Source organism: Ancylobacter defluvii (assembly GCF_018390605.1).
Taxonomy (GTDB): Bacteria; Pseudomonadota; Alphaproteobacteria; order Rhizobiales; family Xanthobacteraceae; genus Ancylobacter; species Ancylobacter defluvii.
Map to the genome: position 1 here is coordinate 154,881 of NZ_JAHBGD010000005.1, position 19,664 is coordinate 174,544.

General features: G+C 67.5%; 19 protein-coding genes. 9 read left to right on the forward strand and 10 right to left on the reverse strand.

The window, feature by feature from the left end; all coding sequences use genetic code 11:
* Positions 1-17: 17 nt before the first annotated feature.
* The 10 genes from KHC24_RS03230 to KHC24_RS03275 form a co-directional block, all read right to left on the reverse strand.
* A complete protein-coding gene (locus KHC24_RS03230) occupies positions 18-773 on the reverse strand; it encodes an ABC transporter ATP-binding protein (protein ID WP_213359279.1) in 756 nt (251 codons plus the stop codon).
* Entirely contained in the window at positions 766-1,521 is a 756-nt protein-coding gene (locus tag KHC24_RS03235) for an ABC transporter ATP-binding protein (protein WP_213359282.1), read from the reverse strand. The genes KHC24_RS03230 and KHC24_RS03235 overlap by 8 nt, the downstream gene beginning before the upstream one ends.
* The gene (locus tag KHC24_RS03240) at positions 1,518-2,603 is read right to left on the reverse strand and encodes a branched-chain amino acid ABC transporter permease (RefSeq protein WP_246546102.1); all 1,086 of its coding nucleotides are present in this window, start codon (positions 2,601-2,603) and stop codon (positions 1,518-1,520) included. The genes KHC24_RS03235 and KHC24_RS03240 overlap by 4 nt, the downstream gene beginning before the upstream one ends.
* A 2-nt stretch (positions 2,604-2,605) precedes the next feature.
* Positions 2,606-3,460, reverse strand: a complete 855-nt coding sequence (locus KHC24_RS03245; protein ID WP_213359285.1) for a branched-chain amino acid ABC transporter permease — start codon at positions 3,458-3,460, stop codon at positions 2,606-2,608.
* Between the two features lie 5 nt (positions 3,461-3,465).
* The gene (locus tag KHC24_RS03250) at positions 3,466-4,155 is read right to left on the reverse strand and encodes a 4-carboxy-4-hydroxy-2-oxoadipate aldolase/oxaloacetate decarboxylase (RefSeq protein WP_213359287.1); all 690 of its coding nucleotides are present in this window, start codon (positions 4,153-4,155) and stop codon (positions 3,466-3,468) included.
* On the reverse strand, positions 4,152-4,877 hold the full coding sequence (locus KHC24_RS03255) for a PIG-L deacetylase family protein (RefSeq protein WP_213359291.1): 726 nt from the start codon (positions 4,875-4,877) through the stop codon (positions 4,152-4,154). The genes KHC24_RS03250 and KHC24_RS03255 overlap by 4 nt, the downstream gene beginning before the upstream one ends.
* A 25-nt stretch (positions 4,878-4,902) precedes the next feature.
* Positions 4,903-6,018: a 4-oxalomesaconate tautomerase gene (locus KHC24_RS03260; RefSeq protein ID WP_213359294.1), complete on the reverse strand. Its 1,116-nt coding sequence runs from the start codon at positions 6,016-6,018 to the stop codon at positions 4,903-4,905.
* A gap of 3 nt (positions 6,019-6,021) precedes the next feature.
* Positions 6,022-7,020 carry a Bug family tripartite tricarboxylate transporter substrate binding protein gene (locus tag KHC24_RS03265; protein WP_213359298.1) on the reverse strand — a complete coding sequence of 333 codons (999 nt, stop codon included), beginning with the start codon at positions 7,018-7,020 and terminating at the stop codon, positions 6,022-6,024.
* Positions 7,021-7,043: 23 nt separating this feature from the next.
* Positions 7,044-8,225, reverse strand: a complete 1,182-nt coding sequence (locus KHC24_RS03270; protein WP_213359301.1) for an ABC transporter substrate-binding protein — start codon at positions 8,223-8,225, stop codon at positions 7,044-7,046.
* A gap of 253 nt (positions 8,226-8,478) precedes the next feature.
* The gene (locus KHC24_RS03275; protein ID WP_213359303.1) at positions 8,479-9,381 is read right to left on the reverse strand and encodes a LysR family transcriptional regulator; all 903 of its coding nucleotides are present in this window, start codon (positions 9,379-9,381) and stop codon (positions 8,479-8,481) included.
* Between the two features lie 164 nt (positions 9,382-9,545).
* Here KHC24_RS03275 and KHC24_RS03280 point away from each other — a divergent pair, with 164 nt between their 5' ends.
* The 9 genes from KHC24_RS03280 (at position 9,546) to KHC24_RS03320 (ending at position 19,632) form a co-directional block, all read left to right on the forward strand.
* Positions 9,546-10,490, forward strand: coding sequence for a LysR substrate-binding domain-containing protein (locus KHC24_RS03280; RefSeq protein WP_213359305.1), 945 nt, complete (start codon positions 9,546-9,548; stop codon positions 10,488-10,490).
* A gap of 112 nt (positions 10,491-10,602) precedes the next feature.
* Positions 10,603-11,232, forward strand: a complete 630-nt coding sequence (locus tag KHC24_RS03285) for a malonic semialdehyde reductase (protein ID WP_213359308.1) — start codon at positions 10,603-10,605, stop codon at positions 11,230-11,232.
* 5 nt (positions 11,233-11,237) lie between these two features.
* Positions 11,238-12,152, forward strand: a complete 915-nt coding sequence (locus KHC24_RS03290; RefSeq protein ID WP_213359310.1) for an NAD(P)-dependent oxidoreductase — start codon at positions 11,238-11,240, stop codon at positions 12,150-12,152.
* Positions 12,153-12,260: 108 nt separating this feature from the next.
* A complete protein-coding gene (locus KHC24_RS03295) occupies positions 12,261-13,745 on the forward strand; it encodes an aldehyde dehydrogenase family protein (protein WP_213359312.1) in 1,485 nt (494 codons plus the stop codon).
* A gap of 67 nt (positions 13,746-13,812) precedes the next feature.
* Complete coding sequence (locus KHC24_RS03300) at positions 13,813-14,784, forward strand: Bug family tripartite tricarboxylate transporter substrate binding protein (protein WP_213359313.1); 972 nt, start codon at positions 13,813-13,815, stop codon at positions 14,782-14,784.
* 58 nt (positions 14,785-14,842) lie between these two features.
* Positions 14,843-15,343 (forward strand): tripartite tricarboxylate transporter TctB family protein, encoded by a 501-nt coding sequence (locus KHC24_RS03305; protein ID WP_213359314.1) that lies wholly within the window; start codon positions 14,843-14,845, stop codon positions 15,341-15,343.
* Positions 15,344-15,350: 7 nt separating this feature from the next.
* The gene (locus tag KHC24_RS03310; protein ID WP_213359315.1) at positions 15,351-16,850 is read left to right on the forward strand and encodes a tripartite tricarboxylate transporter permease; all 1,500 of its coding nucleotides are present in this window, start codon (positions 15,351-15,353) and stop codon (positions 16,848-16,850) included.
* Between the two features lie 17 nt (positions 16,851-16,867).
* A complete protein-coding gene (locus KHC24_RS03315; RefSeq protein ID WP_246546104.1) occupies positions 16,868-18,646 on the forward strand; it encodes a thiamine pyrophosphate-binding protein in 1,779 nt (592 codons plus the stop codon).
* Positions 18,643-19,632: a substrate-binding domain-containing protein gene (locus tag KHC24_RS03320; protein ID WP_213359316.1), complete on the forward strand. Its 990-nt coding sequence runs from the start codon at positions 18,643-18,645 to the stop codon at positions 19,630-19,632. The genes KHC24_RS03315 and KHC24_RS03320 overlap by 4 nt, the downstream gene beginning before the upstream one ends.
* The last annotated feature ends 32 nt before the right edge of the window (positions 19,633-19,664 follow it).

The following is a 19,664-nucleotide window of genomic DNA, read 5'->3' on the forward strand; positions in this document are numbered from 1 at the left end:
TTTCCTTTTCGTGCGGCCTAGCGGGGCGTACCCGTTGGCCGAGCCTCGCCGGATGGCTTCGCCGCCGGGGACCTTGCCACGCCGAGAAAGCCCTGCAGCATGGCGTCGTCGTCGAGTAGTGCCGCGCTGGCTGCCCGGTGCACGACGCGCCCGCGTTCCAGTATCATGGCGTCGTCGGTGATCTTGAGGATCTTGCGGGCGTGCTGCTCGACAATGATCGCGGCGAGACCCTCGGCCTTGAAGATGTCGCGCAGCGCCTTCAGCAGTTCCTCGACGATGATCGGCGCGAGACCTTCGGTCGGCTCGTCGAGCAAGAGCAGCTTCGGATTGAGCACCAGAGCACGGGCGATGGCGAGCATCTGCTGCTCGCCGCCGGAGAGCTGGTCGCCCATATTGGCGCGCCGCTCGCCGAGCCGCGGGAACATGGCGAAGACGCGCTCGGGCGTCCATGCGCCCGGACGGGCAACGGCGGTGAGGTTTTCCAGAACGGTCAGCGAGCGGAAGATGTTGCGCTCCTGCGGCACCCAGCCGATCCCGGCCCGTGCCCGCTTCTCCGGCCCGAAACTGGTGACGGCGATGTCGCCAAGCCGGATTTCGCCCGCCGTGCGGCGGGTGACCCCGATGATGCTGTTGAGCAGCGTCGTCTTGCCGACGCCATTGCGACCCAGGAGTGCGAGGCTGCGCCCCTCGGCGAGGCTGAAGCCGATGTCGTGCAGCACCATGGCCTGGCCGTAGCCGGCGCTCAGGCGCTCGACGCTGAGCAGGTCACGCATCCTTGCCCTCTCCGAGATAGGCCGCCCGGACCGCCGGGTCGGCGGCGATGGCCGCGGGTTCGCCATCGGCGATCACCGCGCCGTTCACCAGCACGGTGATGCGGGTGGCGAAGCGGAAGACGAGGTCCATGTCGTGCTCGATCAGCAAGACGCTGACGTCCTCAGGCAGTTCGGCCACGGTGTCGAGCAGGTCCTGGCGCTCGGCCTCCGGCACGCCGGCCGCGGGCTCGTCGAGCAGCAGCACCTTGGGCCGGGCGGCGAAGGCGGCGGCGATCTCCAGCTGGCGCTGCTTGCCGTAGGACAGGGTGGCGATGGTCGCGTCGATGACGTCGTCGAGGCGGAAGCGCTCGGCGATCGTCGCCGCCTCGCGCACGAGGTCGGCGCGCGCGTCGAGCCGGCTCCAGAAGTGCAGCCCGCGCCCTTCGCGCTCGCCGAGCACGAGCAGCAGCATCTCCAGCGGCGTCATGGTGCGGAACAGCTGGTTGATCTGAAAGGTCCGGCTCATGCCCAGCCGCACCCGCGCCTCCGGCCGGCGGTGGGTGATGTCCTCGCCCTCGAGGCGGATCTGCCCCTCGGTCGGCGTGAGCACGCCGGTCAGCTGGTTGACGAACGTGGTCTTGCCGGCGCCGTTGGGTCCGATAAGCGCATGGCGCGCGCCGCGCCGGAGGGTGAAGGAGACGTGGTCAGTGGCGAGCAGGCCGCCGAAGCGCTTGACGAGGCCGATGGTTTCCAGAACCGGGGTGCTCATGCGCGGCGCCCTCCGAACAGGGCGGCAATCCGCCGGCGCAGGGCCGCGCCTGCCTTGTGCACCGCCTCGCGACCGCCCGAGACGAAGACCACCAGCAGCAGCCCGACCCAGAACTGCCAATACTGTGGCGTGGCGGCGGAGACGACATCCTGGAACAGCTCGAACAGCACCGCGCCGACCAGGCCGCCATAGAGCCAGCCGGTGCCGCCGATGATGAGCACCAGCATCAGGTCCGCCGAACGGTGGAACTCCAGCACGTCGAGCGAGACGAATTGCGTGGTCTGGGCGAGCAGCCCTCCGGCAGCGCCGGCATAGGCAGCGGCGAGCGTGTAGACCAGGACAAGCCGCTCGTTGACGCCGACACCGGAGGCGGAGGCGCGCAGCCGGTTGTCGCGCAGGGCGCGCAGTGACAGGCCGAAGGGCGAGCCCATCATCCGCCGCGCCGCCAGGAACAGCAGGAACAGCACGGCGAGGGAGTAGAGGTAAGCGGTGCGGCCCTGCAGGTCGAAGTCGAACAGGCCGAGCACCGGGCCTATAGTGATGCCCTGCAGGCCGTCGGCGCCGCCGGTAAGCGAGCGCCAGCTATTGGCAGCCTCGAAGACCAGCAGCGCCACGCCCAGCGTCACCATCAGCCGCGTGAGATCGCTGCCGCGCAGCACCAGGAAGCTGGACAGGAGGCCGAGTACAGAGGCGGCGAGCATCGCCGCGACGAGACCGGCGAGCGGATCGGTGCTGACATTGAGCGCGAAAAGGCCGGCGGCATAGGCGCCGACGCCGAGGAAGGCGGCATGACCGAGCGAGACGATGCCGGCATAGCCGAGGATGAGGTCCAGCGACAGCGCGAAAAGGCCGAGGATGGCGATCTCGTTCATCAGCAGCATCGAGCGCGGCAGCATCAGCGGCGCCAGGATCGCCACGCCCCAGAACAGCAGCTCGACGGGCTTCCAGGCCCGGCGACGGCGCAGCAGCGTACCTGCGAGGCTGGTCGTGTCCGGGGCGGGCGCGGCGGTGGTTGCTGCCGGTGCCGCGGTGCCGGCGACGGGCAGGTTGGCGGCGGGGAGGGAGGCGGTCGGGCGGGCCATGCTCATCGCGCCGCCGCGAACAGGCCCTGCGGCCGGACCAGAAGCACGAGGATCATCAGCGCATAGATGATGAAGGCGCCGGCCTGCGGCAGGTAGTATTTGCCGGCCACGTCGGCGACGCCGATCAGCAGTGCCGCGAGGAAGGGGCCGATAAGTCCGGCGCGGCCGCCGACCGTCACCACGATGAGAAAGTAGATCATGAACTTCAGCGGGAAGGTGGGGTCGAGGCCGAGCATCTCGGCGCCGAGCGCGCCGCCGAGGCCGGAAAGGCCGGAGCCGACGGCAAAGGTGAGCGTGAACAGCGTGCCGACCTCGATGCCGAGCCCGCGCGCCACACGCTGGTCGTCCACCGCCGCGCGCAGCTGGCTGCCGAAACGGGTGCGGGTGAGCGCGAACTGCAGCAGCACGGTGATGACGATGCACACCGCGATGACGAAGCTGCGGTAGCGGCCGACCCCGACCCCGCCGATGTCGAAGCGCCCCCGCAGCCAGGACGGCACATGCACCAGCTGCTGCTGCGAGCCCATGAAATAGTCCACCGCCGCCACCGACATGAACACTAGGCCGATGGAGAACAGCACCTGGTCGAGGTGGGACTTGTCGTAAAGCGGGCGATAGAGCGTGCGCTCCAGCGCCGCGCCGATCAGCGCCGGCACCAGAAAAGCCACCGGCAGCGTCGCCAGAAAGCCCATGCCGTAGCGCTGCATGAGCACCACGGTGACATATCCGCCCGCCATGGCGAACGACCCGTGAGCGAGGTTCACGAAGTTCATCAGGCCGAGCGTGACGGCGAGGCCGGACGCCAGGATGAAGAGCAGCATCCCATAGGCCACGCCATCGAAGAGGATGGTCAGCATCGCGCTCAGCCTTCCGGGTCGTCGATATAGACGAGGCCTGCCTTGGCGAGCGGTTCGCGCATCGCATACATGTCGAGGCCGAGCACGCCGGAGGCGAGGCGCCGGCGCTTCTCCTCCTCATTGGCCTCGCGCTGGCGGGCGGCGGCAGCCACCGCCGCCGCCTCCAGACGGGGCACGATCACCACGCCGTCATCGTCGGCCACCACCACGTCGCCCGGATTGACCAGCACGCCGCCACACACCACCGGGACATTGACGCTGCCCGGCGTCGCCTTCACCGTGCCCTTGGCGGAGATCGCCTTGGCCCACACCGGAAAGCCCATCTCCTTCAGCACCTTGACGTCGCGCACCCCGGCATCGGTGACGAGGCCGATGCCGCCGCGCGCCTTCAGCGAGGTGGCGAGCAGGTCGCCGAACATGCCGTCGGTATTGTCGGCGGTGCAGCCGACCACGATGATGTCGCCCGGCTTCACCTGCTCGATGGCGACGTGCAGCATCCAGTTGTCGCCGGGCTGGGCGAGCACCGTCACCGCGGTGCCGGCGATCTGCGCGCCGGGATAGATCGGGCGCATATAGGGCTTCATCAGCCCCAGCCGGCCGAACGCCTCGTGGGTGGTGGAAACGCCGAGCTCGCCGAGCGTGGCGATGTCGGCGGCGTCGGCCCGCTTGCTGGTACGAACGACGACGGGCTTCATGCCAGCACCTCCACGGCTTCGGGGAACAGTCGCTGATAGGCCTCGCCATAGGTCATGGCGCGGCCGGAATTGCGCCCGCCCTGCATGCCGCGGTTGAGCGCGACGCGGGTGTAGTATTCCCAGAGGTGCTGCTGGGCGGCGAGCACCTCGAAGGCGCGGCGCTTCACCTCCCACACCTCGTCGATATTGAGGATCAGCGTCGGCTTGTAGTTGCACTGCTCCGGCTGGTGCGGCTCGAACAGGAACACCGGCGGCGCCGAATAGGGCCTGTTCGGATCCGGCTTGTGGCCAGCGGCCTGGGCGATGATCCGCGCCTCCTGGGCGAAGCGGGTCGCCTCGGGATGGTCGACGTTGTAGGGGTCCTGCAGCGAGTGGGTGAGCACGAAGCTCGGCGTGAGCTCGTGGAAGATATCGACGGCGCGGTCGAGCATCGCCTCGGTGGTGCGCAGCGGATAATCGCCGGCATCCATGAACTCGATTTCGGCGCCGAGGATGGTGGCGGCGCGCTCGGCCTCGTCGCGACGCTGCGCCTTGACGTCTTCCATCTTCACCCCGGCCTTCTTCCAGGCGAACTGGCTCTCGCCGCGCTCGCCATAGGACAGGCACAGGATCTTCACCCGGTAGCCGCGCTTGACGTGCAACGCCACCGCGCCGCCCGTGCGCCACACGAAATCGCCGGGATGCGCGGTGACGACCAGACCTGTCTTCTGCAGGCTCGACATGCGAACTCGATCCTCTCGGTTTTCATCATTCGGCGGCGCGGAGCGCGCCATCGGTTTGCGCCGATGCGGCCCGCGCCGGGACATAGGCGGATCCGTCCATCAGGATGCGGGCGGTGCGCAGCAGGCCGCCGCGCTCGACGACCGGGCGGTCCGGCGTGCCGCCGACCGTCAGATGCACGGTGAACTCGCCGGTGGGATGCTCCACCGACACCGACTTCTCGCGCCCCGGCGGCAACTGCGCGACCGAGGCCGCAGGCGAGCCGGGCAGGGCGGCGGCGGTGGCGACGGTGAGCGCCGCGAACACGCCGATGGAGGCGTGGCATTCATGCGGAATGAAGCTGCGTGTCGCGATGGCGCCGCCGGCTCGTGGCGATGCCACCAGTGCGATCTTCGGCACCACCTTGCTGGAGACGTCGCCGAGATTCATCAATGGGCCGGCTGCCAGCCGGATCCGCTCGATGCGTGCCTTCAGTTCGACATCCTTGTCGAGCGCCTCGCGGCTCTCATAGCCGGTGCGCCCGACATCTGCGGCCCTGAGTACGATCACCGGCATGCCGTTGTCGATCAACGTCACCTCGACGCCATCGACCACGTCCACCGCATTGCCGGTGGGCAGCAGCGTGCCGCAGACCGAGCCCTCGGTGTCGCGGAAGCCGATATTGATCGGCGCCGAGGTGCCGGGCACGCCATCGATGCGCGCGGTGCCGTCCGTGCGCGCCTCGCCGTTGGCGATCTCGACCCTCAGATCGGCAATGGTGCCGGTATTGAGCGTGCGCACCCGCAAGGTGGTCACCGGCTCTTCGATGGGCACCAGCCCGCGGGCGATGGCGAACGGTCCGACTCCCGAAAGGATGTTGCCGCAATTGGGCGTGGTGTCGACATGCGCGGTGTCGACGCCGACCTGTGCGAACAGGAAGTCGACGTCGCACGCCGGGTCGGCGGAGGGCGAGACGATCGCTACCTTGCTTGTGAGCGGATGTGCCCCGCCCAGCCCGTCGATCTGGCGCTTGTCCGGCGAGCCCATCACGGCGAGCAGCAGTGCATCGCGTGCGTCGCGATCCTGCGGCAGGTCGGAGGCGAGGAAATAAGCCCCCTTGGACGTTCCTCCCCGGATGAGCATGCACCTAACGCGGCTCTGCATCTGTCAGCCTCCGGCTTTTATCTGGGCCTGGGTGATGACCTCGCGCCACACCGGCAGTTCCGAGGCGATCAGCTCGCCGAAGGCTTCCGGCGGGCGGGGAGTGGCGACCGCACCGTCCTTTTCCAGCACGGCGGCGAATTCGGGGGTGGCGAGCTGCGCGTTGATCTCGCGGTTCAGGCGATCGACGATCTCGCGCGGCGTGCCCTTCGGCGCGACGATCCCGTACCATTGCACCGCCTCGAAGCCGGGAAGGCCGCTCTCGGCGATGGTGGGCAGCTGCGGTGCGAAGGTGGCGCGCTCGGCGCTGGCGACGCCGAGTGCCCGCAATTGGCCCTTGCTGGCGAAGGGCAGCACCGCCGGCCCGCCGGTGAGGGTAAACTGCACGACGCCGCCGATCAGATCGACCACCGAGGGAGCGGTGCCGCGATAGGGCACGTGTACCGCCTGGAAGCCCGCCTTGTAGGCAAGATAGGCACCGGCGATGTGAGCGGCGCTGCCCTGGCCGCCCGAGCTGTAGTTCAGCTTGCCGGGATTGGCCTTGGCGTAGGCGACGAATTCCTGGAAATCCTTGGCCGGAACCTCCGGATTGACGACGAGGATGTTCGGCACCGACGCGACCAGCGCCACCGGCTCGAAGTCGCGGATCGGATCGTAGGGCAGGTCCGGATAGAGCGCCGGATTGAAAGCCAGCGTGCCGATATGGCCCATCATCAGCGTGTGGCCGTCGGGGGCGGCCTTCGCCACCTGTGCGGCGGCGATGGTGCCGCCGGCGCCGGCCTTGTTTTCGATGATGAAGCCGGGACCGCCGATGGTCGGCGCGATCTTGGCGGCGATCAGCCGGGCGAGCACGTCGGTGCTGCCGCCGGGCGTGAACGGCACCACGATCTTCACCACCTGCGAGGGCCAAGCCTGCGAAGCTTCGGCCGCCTGGGCGCGCAGGACGGCGGGAGCGCAGACGCCGGCAAGACCGAGGCCGGCAATGAGCGAGCGTCGATTAAGCATGGTTCTCTCCTCCATCTTGCCGTTCAGAGACCGGCCTTGGACGGGTCTTTGACATTGGGGATGGTGGCGAATTCGACATTGTAGAGCTCGCCACCCATGCGCTCGACGCGGCGGATGTAGATGTTCTGGATCGGCTCGCGGGTGGCGGGATCGATGGTGAAGGGCCCGCGCGGGCTTTCCCAGGACAGGCCTTTCATGGCCTCGACCAGTTGCTGGCCGTTGGTCGAGCCGCCAGTCTTCTTCAGCGCCTCGTAGACGAGCCGCATGCCGTCATAGGCATGCACGGCTATGTGGTTGGGCCGGTGGCCATAGGCCTTGCGGAAGGCCTCGACGAAGGCGGCGTTCTCCGGGCTCTTATGCGCCGCCGAATAATGGTGCGCGGTGATCATGCCCAGAACGGAATCGTCCATCTGGGTGATGATGTCGTCCTCGGTGACGCTGCCTTCGCCGAGCACCTTGATGCCCGACTTGTCGAGGCCGCGTTCGACGAACTGCTTCATCAGCGCCGCCCCGAGACCGGTCGGAACGAACACGAACAGCGCTTCCGGCTTGGCATCGACCGCCCGCTGCAGGAACGGAGCGAAATCACGGGTACTCAGCGGCACGCGGATGGCTTCGAGCACCTCGCCGCCTTCCGCCTTGAAGCGGTTGTTGAAGCCCGCCTCGGAATCGAGGCCCGGCGCGTAGTCGGCGACGATGCTCACCACCTTGCGAATGCCGTTCTGGTAGGCCCAGTCGGCGAGCGGCACGGTGGTCTGCGCCTGGGTGAAGGCCGGGCGGACGATAAAGGGCGAACGCTCCGTGACCACCGAGGTCGCCGCCATCATCACGATCTCCGGCACCTTGGCCTGCGTCGCCAGCGGCGCGACGGCCAGCGCCAGCGGCGTCAGGCCGAAGCCGGTGAGGATGGTGACGCCGTCATTCGCCACCATTTCCTGGGCGATGCGCTTGGTGACGTCGGCGACGCCGGTGTCGTCGCGCACGATCAACTCGATCTTCTTGCCGGCGACGGTGTCGCCCGCCTGTTTCATGTAGAGCCGCACACCCTCCTCCAGCATGCGGCCGGTGGAGGTGAACGGGCCGGTCATCGGAGCGATGAGCCCGATCTTCACGACGTTGTCGTCCGCCATGGCCTTGCGGGCCATTGTGGGGACGGCGAACGCCAATCCGGCGCTCGCCAGAAGGGCGCGGCGATTGATGGCCATGATGCGTTTCCTGAGCGTTTGTTTTTTTGGCGTGTTGTTGTTGGCGCGCTTGTTGTTGGCTTGTCGTTTGTCGACGGCGGCGGTTCGCCGGATGCCTCCGTGCGCTCGGCCTCGGCTGCAGGATGAGCACGCCCGGCACGCGTCGCCGCAGGCCGTGCCAGCGATCCTCGGCTTTGTTGACGCCAAGGGTGCGAGGAAAAAATTACTGAATCAAATGAGAGTTTTGCAGCGATTGATGCAAAAGATGCATCTGTCAGTCGGCGATGCTTTCGTGCAGTGCGGCGATGACCAGATCGAGCAGGTCACGGGCGGCCGGGCGCAGCGGCAGCCCCTTGCGCGTCACGATGCCGAGTGTGCGCGTCACCGTGGGCGAGCGCAGCGGGATCGCCACGATGTCGTCCCGCGAGACGACATCCAGCGCCAGCTTGGGCACTACGGCGCAGCCAATGCCCGAGCGCACCAGGCTGACCGCGGTGACCACCCGCTGCACTTCGTAGCGCCACAACAGCGTCTCGCTGCGCGCGCCGAGCGCGTCGTCGATGAGGATGCGATTGCCGGTTTCCGAGCTGATACGCACCAGCGGCATGCCGCCGAGCTCGGCCCAGCTGATCGAGGATGCGCCGGCCATCGGCATGCTGCGGTGGCAGACCAGCACGAAGGGTTCCTTCACGATCGGCTTGAGTTCGAGGTCCCAGCGATTGGCCGACATGATGGTCACGCCGAACTCGGCTTCGCCCGACTGCACCTTGTCGGCGATCTCCAGCACCGAATTGTCGTGGACGGTGACCTGGACATTGCCGTAGCGGGCGACGAAGGCGGCGATCACCTCCGGCATGCAGCGCATCGCCACCGTGGGCAGGCAGCCCATCACCACCCGCTCCTCCGCCTCGCGGGCGGTGGTGCGCAGATCTTCCAGCGTGGTGCCGAGCTCCTCGAACACTTTTCGAGCGCGGGGCAGCAAAGCGGTGCCGGCCGGCGTCAGCGTCACCTGCCGGGTCGTGCGCACCAGCAATTGCAGCGACAGCGATTCCTCGAGCTTGCGGATGCGGTGGCTGAGCGCGGTCTGCGACAGATTCAGATGCGAGGCGGCCGCCCGGAAGCTGCCCCGTTCGGCGATGCTGACGAATGCCTGAAGTCCCAACACGTCGATTCGCATGGCGACCTCCGATTGCGGGCGCGTGGCCAGCGACTGGCTTATCCGATGCCGGCCCGGCCGAACAGCCGGCTGTGACGGGCCGTCACGTACTGGACAAGGCCGGTGGCGGCGGGCATCCCTGTGGGTGTTTCCGGCCGCAAACGGCACGGCAGGGCGGACCCATCATGCGGCAGAAGCTGAGTTCCCGTCTGAAGTTGCGGCAGATCGAAATCGTCATCGCGGTTGCGGAGCAGGGGAGCTTCCTCGCCGCCTCGCATCAGCTGGAGCTGAGCCAGCCGGCGGTGTCGAAGGCGGTGCAGGAGATCGAGGCCATTCTGGGCCAGCCGATCTTCGATCGGGTGCCGCGCGGCGTGCTTATCAATCCGTTCGGCAAGGCGGTCGTCGAGAGGGGACGCGCCATGCTGTCGCTCGTCGAGCGTCTCGGCGACGACGTCGTGCTCATCGAGCAGGGCCTTGCCGGCACGCTGGTGATCGGCGCCCTGCCGACCGCGGCGTCAAGCGTGCTGCCGGCGGCACTCGGCCGGCTGCGGGCAACCAATCCGGATCTCAACATCCGCATCGTGCAGGGGCGCACGGTGGAACTCATGCCGCAACTCGAAAGCGGCAAGCTCGACATTATTGTCGGCCGCCTCTACGAGGCCGAGACCTCCCAGGATGTGCAGCGCGAAACCATCTATCATGAGCCGATCTCGATGATCGTGCGGGCCGACCACCCGCTGCTGAAGCACGGAAAGGTCGATGTGGAGACCTTAGCCCGCTACGGGCTGGTGCTGCCCTCGCTGGAGCAGCGGCTGGGGCAGGAGGTGGATTCGGTGCTGGCCTATTCCAACCTGCTGCCGAGCACGCCGCCGCTGCGCTCGACCTCGCTCTCGTTCATTCGCGAACTCATCCTTTCCAGCGATTTCGTCACCGTCCTGCCACGCCTCATGCTGGCGGGCGACCTCACGCGCGGTGCGGTGCACCTGCTGCCGGTGGCGCTGGTCTCGGTGAGCCGGCCGGCCGGCATCGTCTCCCTACGCCACCGGCGGCGGCCGGCCAGCGTCGCGGCCCTGATCACGGCGCTGCGCGAGCATCTGCGCGAACTGCAAAAGACCGGTCTGCTGGACTGAAGGCGCGGCCGACGCAGGTATAACTTTTAGCTATAGATATTTTGCCGTTTGGCCGGACGACGGGCCATCGATTCTTGTGTCTATTTCCGCCCAACAAACGGTGGAAACGACCATGGACGCCAATACCGACGCGACGCGGACCGACGCGACGCGGCAGCGTGTCGCCGACAGCGCTCTCGACCTGATTTTCCGTGACGCGCGAACCTATTATGGCTGGCTACCGAAGCCGGTCGGGGAAGCGGATCTGCGGGCCCTCTACGAGATCGCCAAGCTGCCGCCGACCAGCAGCAACATCTGCCCGCAGCGCATCGTCTTCGTGGTCTCGCCGGAAGCCAAGGAACAACTCAGGCCCTGCCTGAAGCCGGGCAATGTCGACAAGACCATGGCGGCGCCGGTGACGGCGGTGCTCGGCATCGACACCGCCTTCTACGAACATCTGGAGACGCTGGCGCCGCATGCGGTCGACCGGCGCGAGACCTACATCGCCGATCCGGATCTCGCCTGGCGGGCCGCCTTCCGCAACGCGACGCTGCAGGGCGCCTATCTGCTCCTGGCGGCACGGGCGCTCGGCCTCGATTGTGGCCCGATGTCCGGCTTCCTGCACGACGCGGTGGACGAGACCTTTTTCCCCGGCGGGCGCGTCAAGTCGAACTTCCTCGTCAATATCGGCTACGGCGACCCGGCGAGCCTGCGGCCCCGTGCAGCCCGCTTCGACTTCGACGATGTGTGCCGGATTCTCTGAGGGGCATGAACATGTCTGACGCCGGTCTTCACCCCGACGGCAAGCTGCCGCCGAAACTCTGCTTCATCGGCTTCGGCGAAGCCGGGCAAGCCTTTGCCGGCGGCCTGATGCAAGCGGGCATTCGCGAGGTCGCGGCGTTCGATATTGCCGGCCACGAGGCCCGTATATGCGTGCCGGCCGAACGGCTTGGCGTGCGCCTCGCCGCCGACCCCGCAACCGCGCTGGAAGGCGCCGATTACGTGTTTTCAGCGGTCACGGCCGAGTCGAGCCTCGATGCGGCGCGCCGTGTCGCTCCGCTGCTCGGGCCGCACCAGCTTTTCGTCGATGTGAATTCGGTGTCCCCCGGTCGCAAGCGCGCCGCGGCCGCAGCCATCGGCCGGCCCGGCGGCTATCTCGACCTCGCGATCATGGCGCCGGTGCATCCGCGCCAGCACCAGACGCCCTGCCTCGCCGCCGGCCCGTCCGCGGAGAGCTTCGTCGCCGTGTTCGGCGACTATGGCATGAACCTCTCCGTCGCGGGTCCGGAGATCGGCGCGGCGACACAGGTGAAGATGGTGCGCAGCGTCATGGTGAAGGGCCTCGAGGCACTTTGCTACGAGTGTTTCGCCGCCGCGCGGTCGGCGGGGATAGAGGCCGATATCCTCGCATCCCTCCAACGTAGCTATCCGGGGATCGCGTGGCGGGATGTCGCTTCCTACAACGTCAGCCGGATGCTCGACCATGGTGTGAGGCGTGCGGCCGAAATGCGCGAGGTCGCTCTCACGCTGCGCGAGCTCGGCGTCGAGCCGGCGGTGACCGAGGGCACGGTGGCGCAGCAGGAACGGCTCGGCCGCCTCGCCCTCGAGACCTATCCGCCGGATCTGGAGGAGATGCTCGACCTGGTCCGCCGGGAACTGAAGGACGCGAACGTGCTGGCCTGATCGGCCGGAAGAGACCGAGTTTTCCAGCGCGCCGGTCCGGCGCGGCAACGAGAGAAACCGGGATATTCAATCGGGAAACGCCGTCTTCGAGGCGTGAGGAACGACCCAATGTACATTGATGGCATCAAGACCCCCGACGTTCTGCCGAAGAACCGCGAACTCTATTACGGCGGCGCCTGGCGGGCGCCGGTGCAGAATGCGCGGATCGAGCTCACCAATCCGGCCAAGGGCTCGTCGCTCGGCTTCGTGGCGCAGGCCGATGCGTCGGATGTGGATGCGGCGGTCAAGGCGGCGAAGGCGGCCTATCGCGAATGGCGCAAGGTCCGGCCGGCCGAGCGGGCCAAGATCCTCCGGCAGATCGCCCGCATCGTCCGCGAGAACGCCGACGAGTTGGCGCTGATCGACGCGATCGACGGCGGCAACCCCGTGCACGAGATGGCCGGCGATGTCGCCAACGCCGCGGCGCAGCTCGATTTCTTCGCCGGCCTCGTCACCGAAATGAAGGGGCACTCGGTGCCGCTCGGGCCTGACTCGGTGAATTTCTCGGTGCGCGAACCGCGCGGCGTCATCGGCCGCATCATCCCCTTCAACCATCCCTTCATGTTCTGTGCCGCCAAGTCGGCGGCACCGCTTGCGGCGGGCAATGTCGTGGTGGTCAAGCCGCCGGACCAGGCGCCGCTGAGCTCGCTGCGCTTCGCCGAACTCATTGACGGCCTGCTGCCGCCGGGCGTGTTCAGCGTGCTGCCGGGCGGTCGCGAGACCGGCGCGGCGCTGGCCTCGCACCCGGACGTGGCGATGATCTCGCTGATCGGCAGCGTGCAGGCCGGCCGGGCGGTGATGAAGGCCGGCGCCGACACCATCAAGCCGGTGCTGCTGGAACTCGGCGGCAAGAATGCGCTGATCGCCCGCGCTGATGCCGACCCGGACGAGGTGGCGAGCGCGGTGGTCGCCGGCATGAACTTCACCTGGTGCGGCCAGTCCTGCGGCTCGACCAGCCGGGTGTTTCTGCACGAGGCGATCCATGACGCGGTGGTCGAACGCATCGCGCGCAAGATCGATCATTTCAAGCCCGGCGATCCCGCCGATCCGGCGACCACCATGGGCGCCATCATCAGCCGCGCCCAGTTCGACAAGGTGATGAGCTTCATCGCCGACACCAAGGCCGAGGGCGCGACGCTGCTGTGCGGCGGCGGCGTGCCGGAAGATCCAGCACTGGCCGGCGGCAATTTCGTCCAGCCGACCATCTTCACCGAGGTCACGCCGCAGATGCGCCTCGCCCGCGAGGAGGTGTTCGGCCCGGTGCTCGCAATATTCCGCTGGTCCGACGAGGCGCGGATGCTGGAGACGGTCAACAGCGTCGAATACGGACTGACCTGCTCGATCTGGACCGACGACGTGCGCGAAGCGCATCGGCTGGCGGGCGAGGTCGAAGCCGGTTTCGTCTGGATCAACGAGGTCTCCCGCCATTTCCTCGGCACGCCCTTCGGTGGCTACAAGCAATCCGGCCTCGGCCGCGAGGAATGCCTGGAGGAACTGCTGGCCTACACCCAGGAGAAGCACATCCACGTCAATCTGAAGCGCCCGGCTCGCTGAGCCGGCGGTCCAACCGACGAAACCCCCGCAGAGGGGTTCGCAAGCAAGACCTTACATGGAGAGGAAAATGAACGCCCTTCGTCGTCCGGTTGTGGCCGCCCTGTCCGCGGCCGCCATCCTGCTCGGTTGCACGGGTCTCGTGCGCGCGCAGGCCAGCGCCTACCCGCAGGATCGCGTCACCCTGACCGTCGCCTTCGCGGCGGGCGGCTTCGTCGATTCCTTCGCACGGATCATCGCCCAGGAGCTGAGCACCAAATGGGGCAAGGCCGTCACCGTCGAAAACAAGGCCGGGGCCGGCGGCAACACCGCGGCCTCGATCGTCGCCAACGCCAAGCCCGACGGCCTGACCCTGCTCGTCACCTCGACGGCGATCGCCATCAACGAGACGCTCTACAAGCAGCGCGACTATTCGCTCGACCAGCTTGCACCGATCTCGATTTCCGTCTCCTCGCCTGAAACCATCGCCACCCACCCGTCGAATCCGGGCGACCTGAAGGATTATCTGGCCTGGGCCAAGGATCGCGAGATCACCTTCGCCACCGCCGGCGTCGGCAGCGGATCGCACATCGCCGCCGAATATTTCCTGCGCAAGCTCGCCAAGACACCGGCCACACATGTGCCGTTCCGCGGCGGCGCGCTGTCGGTGCAGGCTGCATTGGGCAACCAGGTCGACATGGTCGCCTCCTCCTTCGGCGTCATCCCGCAGGTGACGGAAGGCAAGCTGAACGGCCTCGCCGTCGCCAGCGAGACCCGCGTCTCCGCCATGCCGGACGTGCCGACCTATACCGAGAAGGGGTTCCCCTTCGTGGCGGAATCCTGGGTGGCGGTGCTGGCGCCGGGCAAGACCCCGGCCGACATCGTCGAGAAGATCAATACCGACATCGGCGAGATCCTGGCGCGCAAGGACATCCAGGAGAAGCTCATCGGCATGGGCTACCAGCTCCACAAGCGCAATGTCGCAGAGGTGTCGGTCTATCTGAAGGACGAGGTCAACAAGTGGGGCGAGATGGTGCGGACCATCGGCGTCACTGTTGAATGAGGGCGGCCCGGCCGGCCGCCTCCGTCCGAAATGCGACAGCTCTATCGAGGAGGCTCGCATGTCTTTGCTGAAACGGGATGCGCAGGGACCGCATCCCGCCATCCGCTCGCCGCAGAATTTCGTCGCCGGGGCCTTCCTGATCGTCGCCGCCGCCTTCGTCGTCTGGATGCTCAGCGGCCTGCCGCAGGGCACCCTGCGCACGATGGGACCGGCGATGGTGCCGCGCTGGACGGCGATCGGCATCGGCATCGGCGGTGCTGTGCTGGTGGTGCTGAGCTTCGTCAAGGAAGGCGAGGCACTGGAGCGCTGGCAGCTGCGCGGCCCGATCTTCGTGCTGGCATCGCTCGTCATCTTCGCGGCGATGATCCGCTCGGTGGGTTTCCTCGTCGCGGCGCCCTTGTCGATGTTGGTGGCCGGCTTTGGTTCGCGCGAGGTGCGGCCGGTCGAACTCGCCATCTTCACCGTGGTGATGACGGTGTTCTGCGCCGTCGTCTTCCGCGGCCTGCTGAACCAGCCGCTGCCGATGCTGATCCTTCCGGCCCTCTCGATCCAGTTCTGAGCTCCCGATGGACTTCCTGCAAAATCTCGCCCATGGCATGGGCGTCGCGATGTCGCCGATCAACGTGCTGCTGTGCTTCGCCGGCTGCATGCTCGGCACGCTGATCGGCGTGCTGCCCGGCATCGGCCCCATCGCCACCATTGCCATCCTGCTGCCGCTGACCTTCGGTCTCGATCCGACGGCGGCGCTGATCATGCTCGCCGGAATCTATTACGGCGCGCAATATGGCGGTTCCACCGCCTCGATCCTGTTGAACATTCCCGGCGAGTCCAGCGCCGTCGTCACCGCGCTCGACGGCCACGAAATGGCGCGGCAGGGGCGGGCGGGCATCGCTCTCGGCATCTCGGCGATCGGCTCCTTCGTCGCCGGCACCATCGCCACGGTGGTCATTGCTGCGCTGGCCTCGCCGCTCGCCAGCCTGGCGCTGGTGTTCGGCCCGGCCGAGTATTTCGCGCTGATGCTGACCGGCCTCGCCTTTGCCGTGCTGCTCGCCCGCGGCTCGGTGTTCAAGGCGATCATCATGATCCTGATCGGTGTGCTGCTGTCGACCGTCGGGCCGGACCTGACCACCGGCCAGCTGCGCCTCACCTTCGGCGCGGTGTGGCTCGCCGACGGCATCGAGATCGCACTGCTGGGCATGGGCCTGTTCGGCATCGCCGAAGTGTTCCGCAGCCTCGAACATGGCGAGGCGCGGCAGGTGAAGCAGACGCAGATAGGCCGCCTGCTGCCGGGCCCGGACGAGTTGCGGGCCGCTGCCAAGCCGATCCTGCGCGGCACGCTGCTCGGCAGCATTCTCGGTATCCTGCCCGGCAATGGTGCGGTGCTGGCTCCCTATGCCTCCTATACGCTGGAGAAGAAGCTTTCGCGAACGCCCGGCCGCTTCGGGCGCGGGGCGATCGAAGGAGTGGCGGGACCCGAGAGCGCCAACAATGCCGGCGCGCAAACCTCCTTCATCCCGCTGCTCACCCTCGGCATTCCGCCCAATGCGGTGATGGCGCTGATGGTCGGCGCGATGACCATTCACGGCATCGTGCCCGGCCCGCAGATCATGACGAAGATGCCCGACCTGTTCTGGGGCCTCATCGCCTCGATGTGGATGGGCAACCTGATGCTGCTGGTCATCAACCTGCCGATGGTCGGGCTGTGGGTGAAGCTGTTGAACGTGCCGTACCGGCTCATGTTCGTCGGCATCGTCATTTTTTGCTGCATCGGCGTCTACTCGATCAATTCCGAGCCCGCCGACATCCTGATCATGGCCGCCCTTGCGGTGTTCGGATACGCATTGAGCAAGTTCAACTTCGAGCCGGCGCCGCTGACCCTCGGCTTCGTGCTCGGCCGGATGATGGAGGAGAACCTGCGCCAGGCGCTGATGATCTCGCGCGGCAGTTTCCTCACCTTCGTCGAGCGGCCGATCGCCGCCTTTTTCATCGTGCTCGCCATCGTCATGCTCGTCGTCGGCATCCTGCCGTCCATCCGGCGGGGACGTGACGAGGTCTTTGTCGACTGACAGACCGGAACGGATAGATGAATACCGCCATGAAGACCGAAGAGACGTTGACGGCGCAGGAGCAACTCTGGGGCAGCGACGTGGTTGCCCAGACCGTCCGCGCGCTCGGCTATCGCTATATCGCGCTGGTGCCCGGGGCGAGCTTCCGCGGCCTGCACGACAGCCTGGTGAACCACCTCGGCAACCATCATCCGGAAATGATCGTGTGCCTGCACGAGGGGCACGCGGTCGCCATCGCCGACGGGTTCTCGCGCGTCGCCAACGAGCCGATGGCGGTGGCGCTGCATTCCAATGTCGGCCTGATGCACGCCACCATGTCGATCTTCAATGCGTGGTGCGACCGCCGGCCGATGCTGATCCTCGGCGCCACCGGCCCGGTCGACGCTCATCGCCGTCGTCCCTGGATCGACTGGATCCACACCGCGCGCGACCAGGGCGCGCTGGTGCGCCACTACACCAAATGGGACGACCAGCCGGCCTCGGCGGAGGCAGCGGTGGAGTCGGTGCTGCGGGCGGACCAGATCGCCCGCACCGCGCCTACCGGCCCGGTCTATGTCTGCCTCGACGCCGAGATGCAGGAGAGCCGGCTCGATCGTGAGGTGAAGGTGCCGGACGTTCGCCGTTACGCCGCGCCACATCCGCCTGCGGCCGGTAGCGAGGACATGGAGCGCGTCATCGGGCTGCTGCGCGGGGCGCGCGCGCCGGTGCTGCTGTTCGGGCGCGGCTCGCGCGCGGCGGATGACTGGGATCGCCGCGTCGAACTCGCCGAGTGCCTCGGGGCCACGGTGATGACCACGCTGCACAATGCCTCGGTGTTTCCCACCGAGCATTGCCTGCACGCCCTCGCACCGGTGGGCGAGCGGCCAACGGAGGCGGAGGCGGAGGTGCTGGCCGCCGCCGATCTCATCGTCAGCTTCGACTGGCACGATCTTGCCGGCTTCCTTTCGGCGCGCTCAGGGGCGTCGCAGACGCAGGAGCCGGTCGCCGCCGCCATCGTCCACTGCTCGCTCGACAGCTACGTCCATAACGGCTGGAGCATGGACCACCAGGCGCTGCCGGCGGCGGATCTGCGTGTGCTCGCCGATCCCGACCGATTCATCGCCCAACTGCTGGAGCGACTGACCGCCGCCGACGACTGGCAGCCGGCATCGCCGCTGTTGCCGGCCGATCGGCATTGGACGCTGGATGCACCGACCGGGCCCGACGAGACGGCGCCGTTCAATTCCGAGCAACTTGCCTTCACTATCGCCGCCTTCGGCCGTGAACGGCCCGTCACTTTCGCCCGCCTGGCCTTTGGCTGGCCGCGGCAGGCCTCGCGCTTCCGCACGCCGCTCGACTTCCTCGGCAAGGATGGCGGCGGCGCGGTGGGCAGCGGACCGGGCCACACCATCGGCGCGGCCATCGCCTTGCGCGGCAGCGGCCGGATGACGGTCGGCGTCATCGGCGACGGCGATTATCTGATGGGCGTCAACGCACTGTGGACTGCCGCGCGTCTCGATGTTCCGATGATGCTCGTGGTGTCCAACAACCGGTCCTATTTCAACGACGAGGTCCATCAGGAGCGGATGGCGCGGGAGCGTGGCCGGCCGGTGGAGAACAAGTGGATCGGCCAGCGGCTCGACGATCCGCCGCCGGACATTATCGGCCTCGCCAAGGCGCAGGGTTTCGCTGGCGACGCCTCTGTCTCCAGCGTCGCCGAACTGCGTGCCGCGCTCGAAAAGGGCACGGCGGTGGTGGCCGCCGGTGGACGCTATGTCATCGATGCGCTGATCGTGCCGGGTTATTCGAGCAAATGAGCGGGGTCCAGATTTCGCCGGCCGAGGTGCTGACCATCGGCTGCGGTGCCTATGACCGTACCTGGCCGCTCATCGCGGGGGTGATCCGCCCGCCGGGTTACCGGCTGGACTGGGCCATCCTGCCGCCGGAGGAGGTGTTCCTGCGGGGCATGCTGGGCGGCGAGTTCGACATCACCGAAATGTCGCTCAGCACCTACTCGCTGCTGCGCTCTCGCGGGACCTGCCGCTATGTCGGCCTGCCGATCTTCGTCTCGCGCAAGTTCCGGCACAGCGCCATCTACATTCGCGCCGACGCCGATATCGCCCGGCCGGAAGATCTGCGCGGCCGACGCATCGGGATGCCGGAATATCAGCTGACCGCGAATGTGTGGGTGCGCGGCCTGCTCTCCGACGAGTACGGAGTGAGTGCGGACAGCGTGCATTGGATGATCGGCGGCATCGACGCGCCGGGGCGCGAGGAGAAGGTGCCGATCGATCTGCCGACCCGCTTTACCGTCACCCGGCTCGGCGCCGGCGAGACACTGTGGCAGATGCTGCTGGAGGGGAGGGTCGATGCCATCATCGCCCCACGCGCGCCGCAGGCCTTCGCGCAGGGTCATCCGGCAATCCGGCGCCTCTTCGCCGACGTGCCGGGCGCGGAGAGGGACTATTATCGTCGCACCGGGCTGTTTCCGCTGATGCATGTCATCGGCGTCCGCCAGGACGTCATGGAGCGGCATGTCGGCCTGCCGGCGGCGCTGAGCGAGGCTTTCAGCGCCGCAAAAGCCTTCGCCGCCGGCGAGCTGCATCAATATGCCTACGACGCCGCCATGCTTCCCTGGCAGGAGGCGTCACTGCGCGAGACCGAGGCGACGATGGGAGCGGACTATTGGCCCTATGGGCTGGAGCCGAACCGCATGGCGATCGAGGCATTTGCCCGATACCAGTTCGAGCAGGGCATCGTGGAGCGCGTCCAGTCGGCATCGGACATCTTTCCCATCGACTGAGGGCGCTGGCCTCGATGTCACGCTGGCCTGTC

What these genes read in the sequence shown, in the direction of transcription:
- KHC24_RS03320 (WP_213359316.1), top strand. Translation starts at nt 18,643, where the DNA reads ATGAGCGGGGTCCAGATTTCGCCGGCCGAGGTGCTGACCATCGGCTGC.
- KHC24_RS03235 (WP_213359282.1), bottom strand. Translation starts at nt 1,521, where the DNA reads ATGAGCACCCCGGTTCTGGAAACCATCGGCCTCGTCAAGCGCTTCGGC.
- KHC24_RS03240 (WP_246546102.1), bottom strand. Translation starts at nt 2,603, where the DNA reads ATGGCCCGCCCGACCGCCTCCCTCCCCGCCGCCAACCTGCCCGTCGCC.
- KHC24_RS03285 (WP_213359308.1), top strand. Translation starts at nt 10,603, where the DNA reads ATGGACGCCAATACCGACGCGACGCGGACCGACGCGACGCGGCAGCGT.
- KHC24_RS03265 (WP_213359298.1), bottom strand. Translation starts at nt 7,020, where the DNA reads ATGCTTAATCGACGCTCGCTCATTGCCGGCCTCGGTCTTGCCGGCGTC.
- KHC24_RS03250 (WP_213359287.1), bottom strand. Translation starts at nt 4,155, where the DNA reads ATGAAGCCCGTCGTCGTTCGTACCAGCAAGCGGGCCGACGCCGCCGAC.
- KHC24_RS03260 (WP_213359294.1), bottom strand. Translation starts at nt 6,018, where the DNA reads ATGCAGAGCCGCGTTAGGTGCATGCTCATCCGGGGAGGAACGTCCAAG.
- KHC24_RS03275 (WP_213359303.1), bottom strand. Translation starts at nt 9,381, where the DNA reads ATGCGAATCGACGTGTTGGGACTTCAGGCATTCGTCAGCATCGCCGAA.
- KHC24_RS03290 (WP_213359310.1), top strand. Translation starts at nt 11,238, where the DNA reads ATGAACATGTCTGACGCCGGTCTTCACCCCGACGGCAAGCTGCCGCCG.
- KHC24_RS03270 (WP_213359301.1), bottom strand. Translation starts at nt 8,225, where the DNA reads ATGGCCATCAATCGCCGCGCCCTTCTGGCGAGCGCCGGATTGGCGTTC.
- KHC24_RS03305 (WP_213359314.1), top strand. Translation starts at nt 14,843, where the DNA reads ATGTCTTTGCTGAAACGGGATGCGCAGGGACCGCATCCCGCCATCCGC.
- KHC24_RS03230 (WP_213359279.1), bottom strand. Translation starts at nt 773, where the DNA reads ATGCGTGACCTGCTCAGCGTCGAGCGCCTGAGCGCCGGCTACGGCCAG.
- KHC24_RS03245 (WP_213359285.1), bottom strand. Translation starts at nt 3,460, where the DNA reads ATGCTGACCATCCTCTTCGATGGCGTGGCCTATGGGATGCTGCTCTTC.
- KHC24_RS03280 (WP_213359305.1), top strand. Translation starts at nt 9,546, where the DNA reads ATGCGGCAGAAGCTGAGTTCCCGTCTGAAGTTGCGGCAGATCGAAATC.
- KHC24_RS03300 (WP_213359313.1), top strand. Translation starts at nt 13,813, where the DNA reads ATGAACGCCCTTCGTCGTCCGGTTGTGGCCGCCCTGTCCGCGGCCGCC.
- KHC24_RS03315 (WP_246546104.1), top strand. Translation starts at nt 16,868, where the DNA reads ATGAATACCGCCATGAAGACCGAAGAGACGTTGACGGCGCAGGAGCAA.
- KHC24_RS03310 (WP_213359315.1), top strand. Translation starts at nt 15,351, where the DNA reads ATGGACTTCCTGCAAAATCTCGCCCATGGCATGGGCGTCGCGATGTCG.
- KHC24_RS03295 (WP_213359312.1), top strand. Translation starts at nt 12,261, where the DNA reads ATGTACATTGATGGCATCAAGACCCCCGACGTTCTGCCGAAGAACCGC.
- KHC24_RS03255 (WP_213359291.1), bottom strand. Translation starts at nt 4,877, where the DNA reads ATGTCGAGCCTGCAGAAGACAGGTCTGGTCGTCACCGCGCATCCCGGC.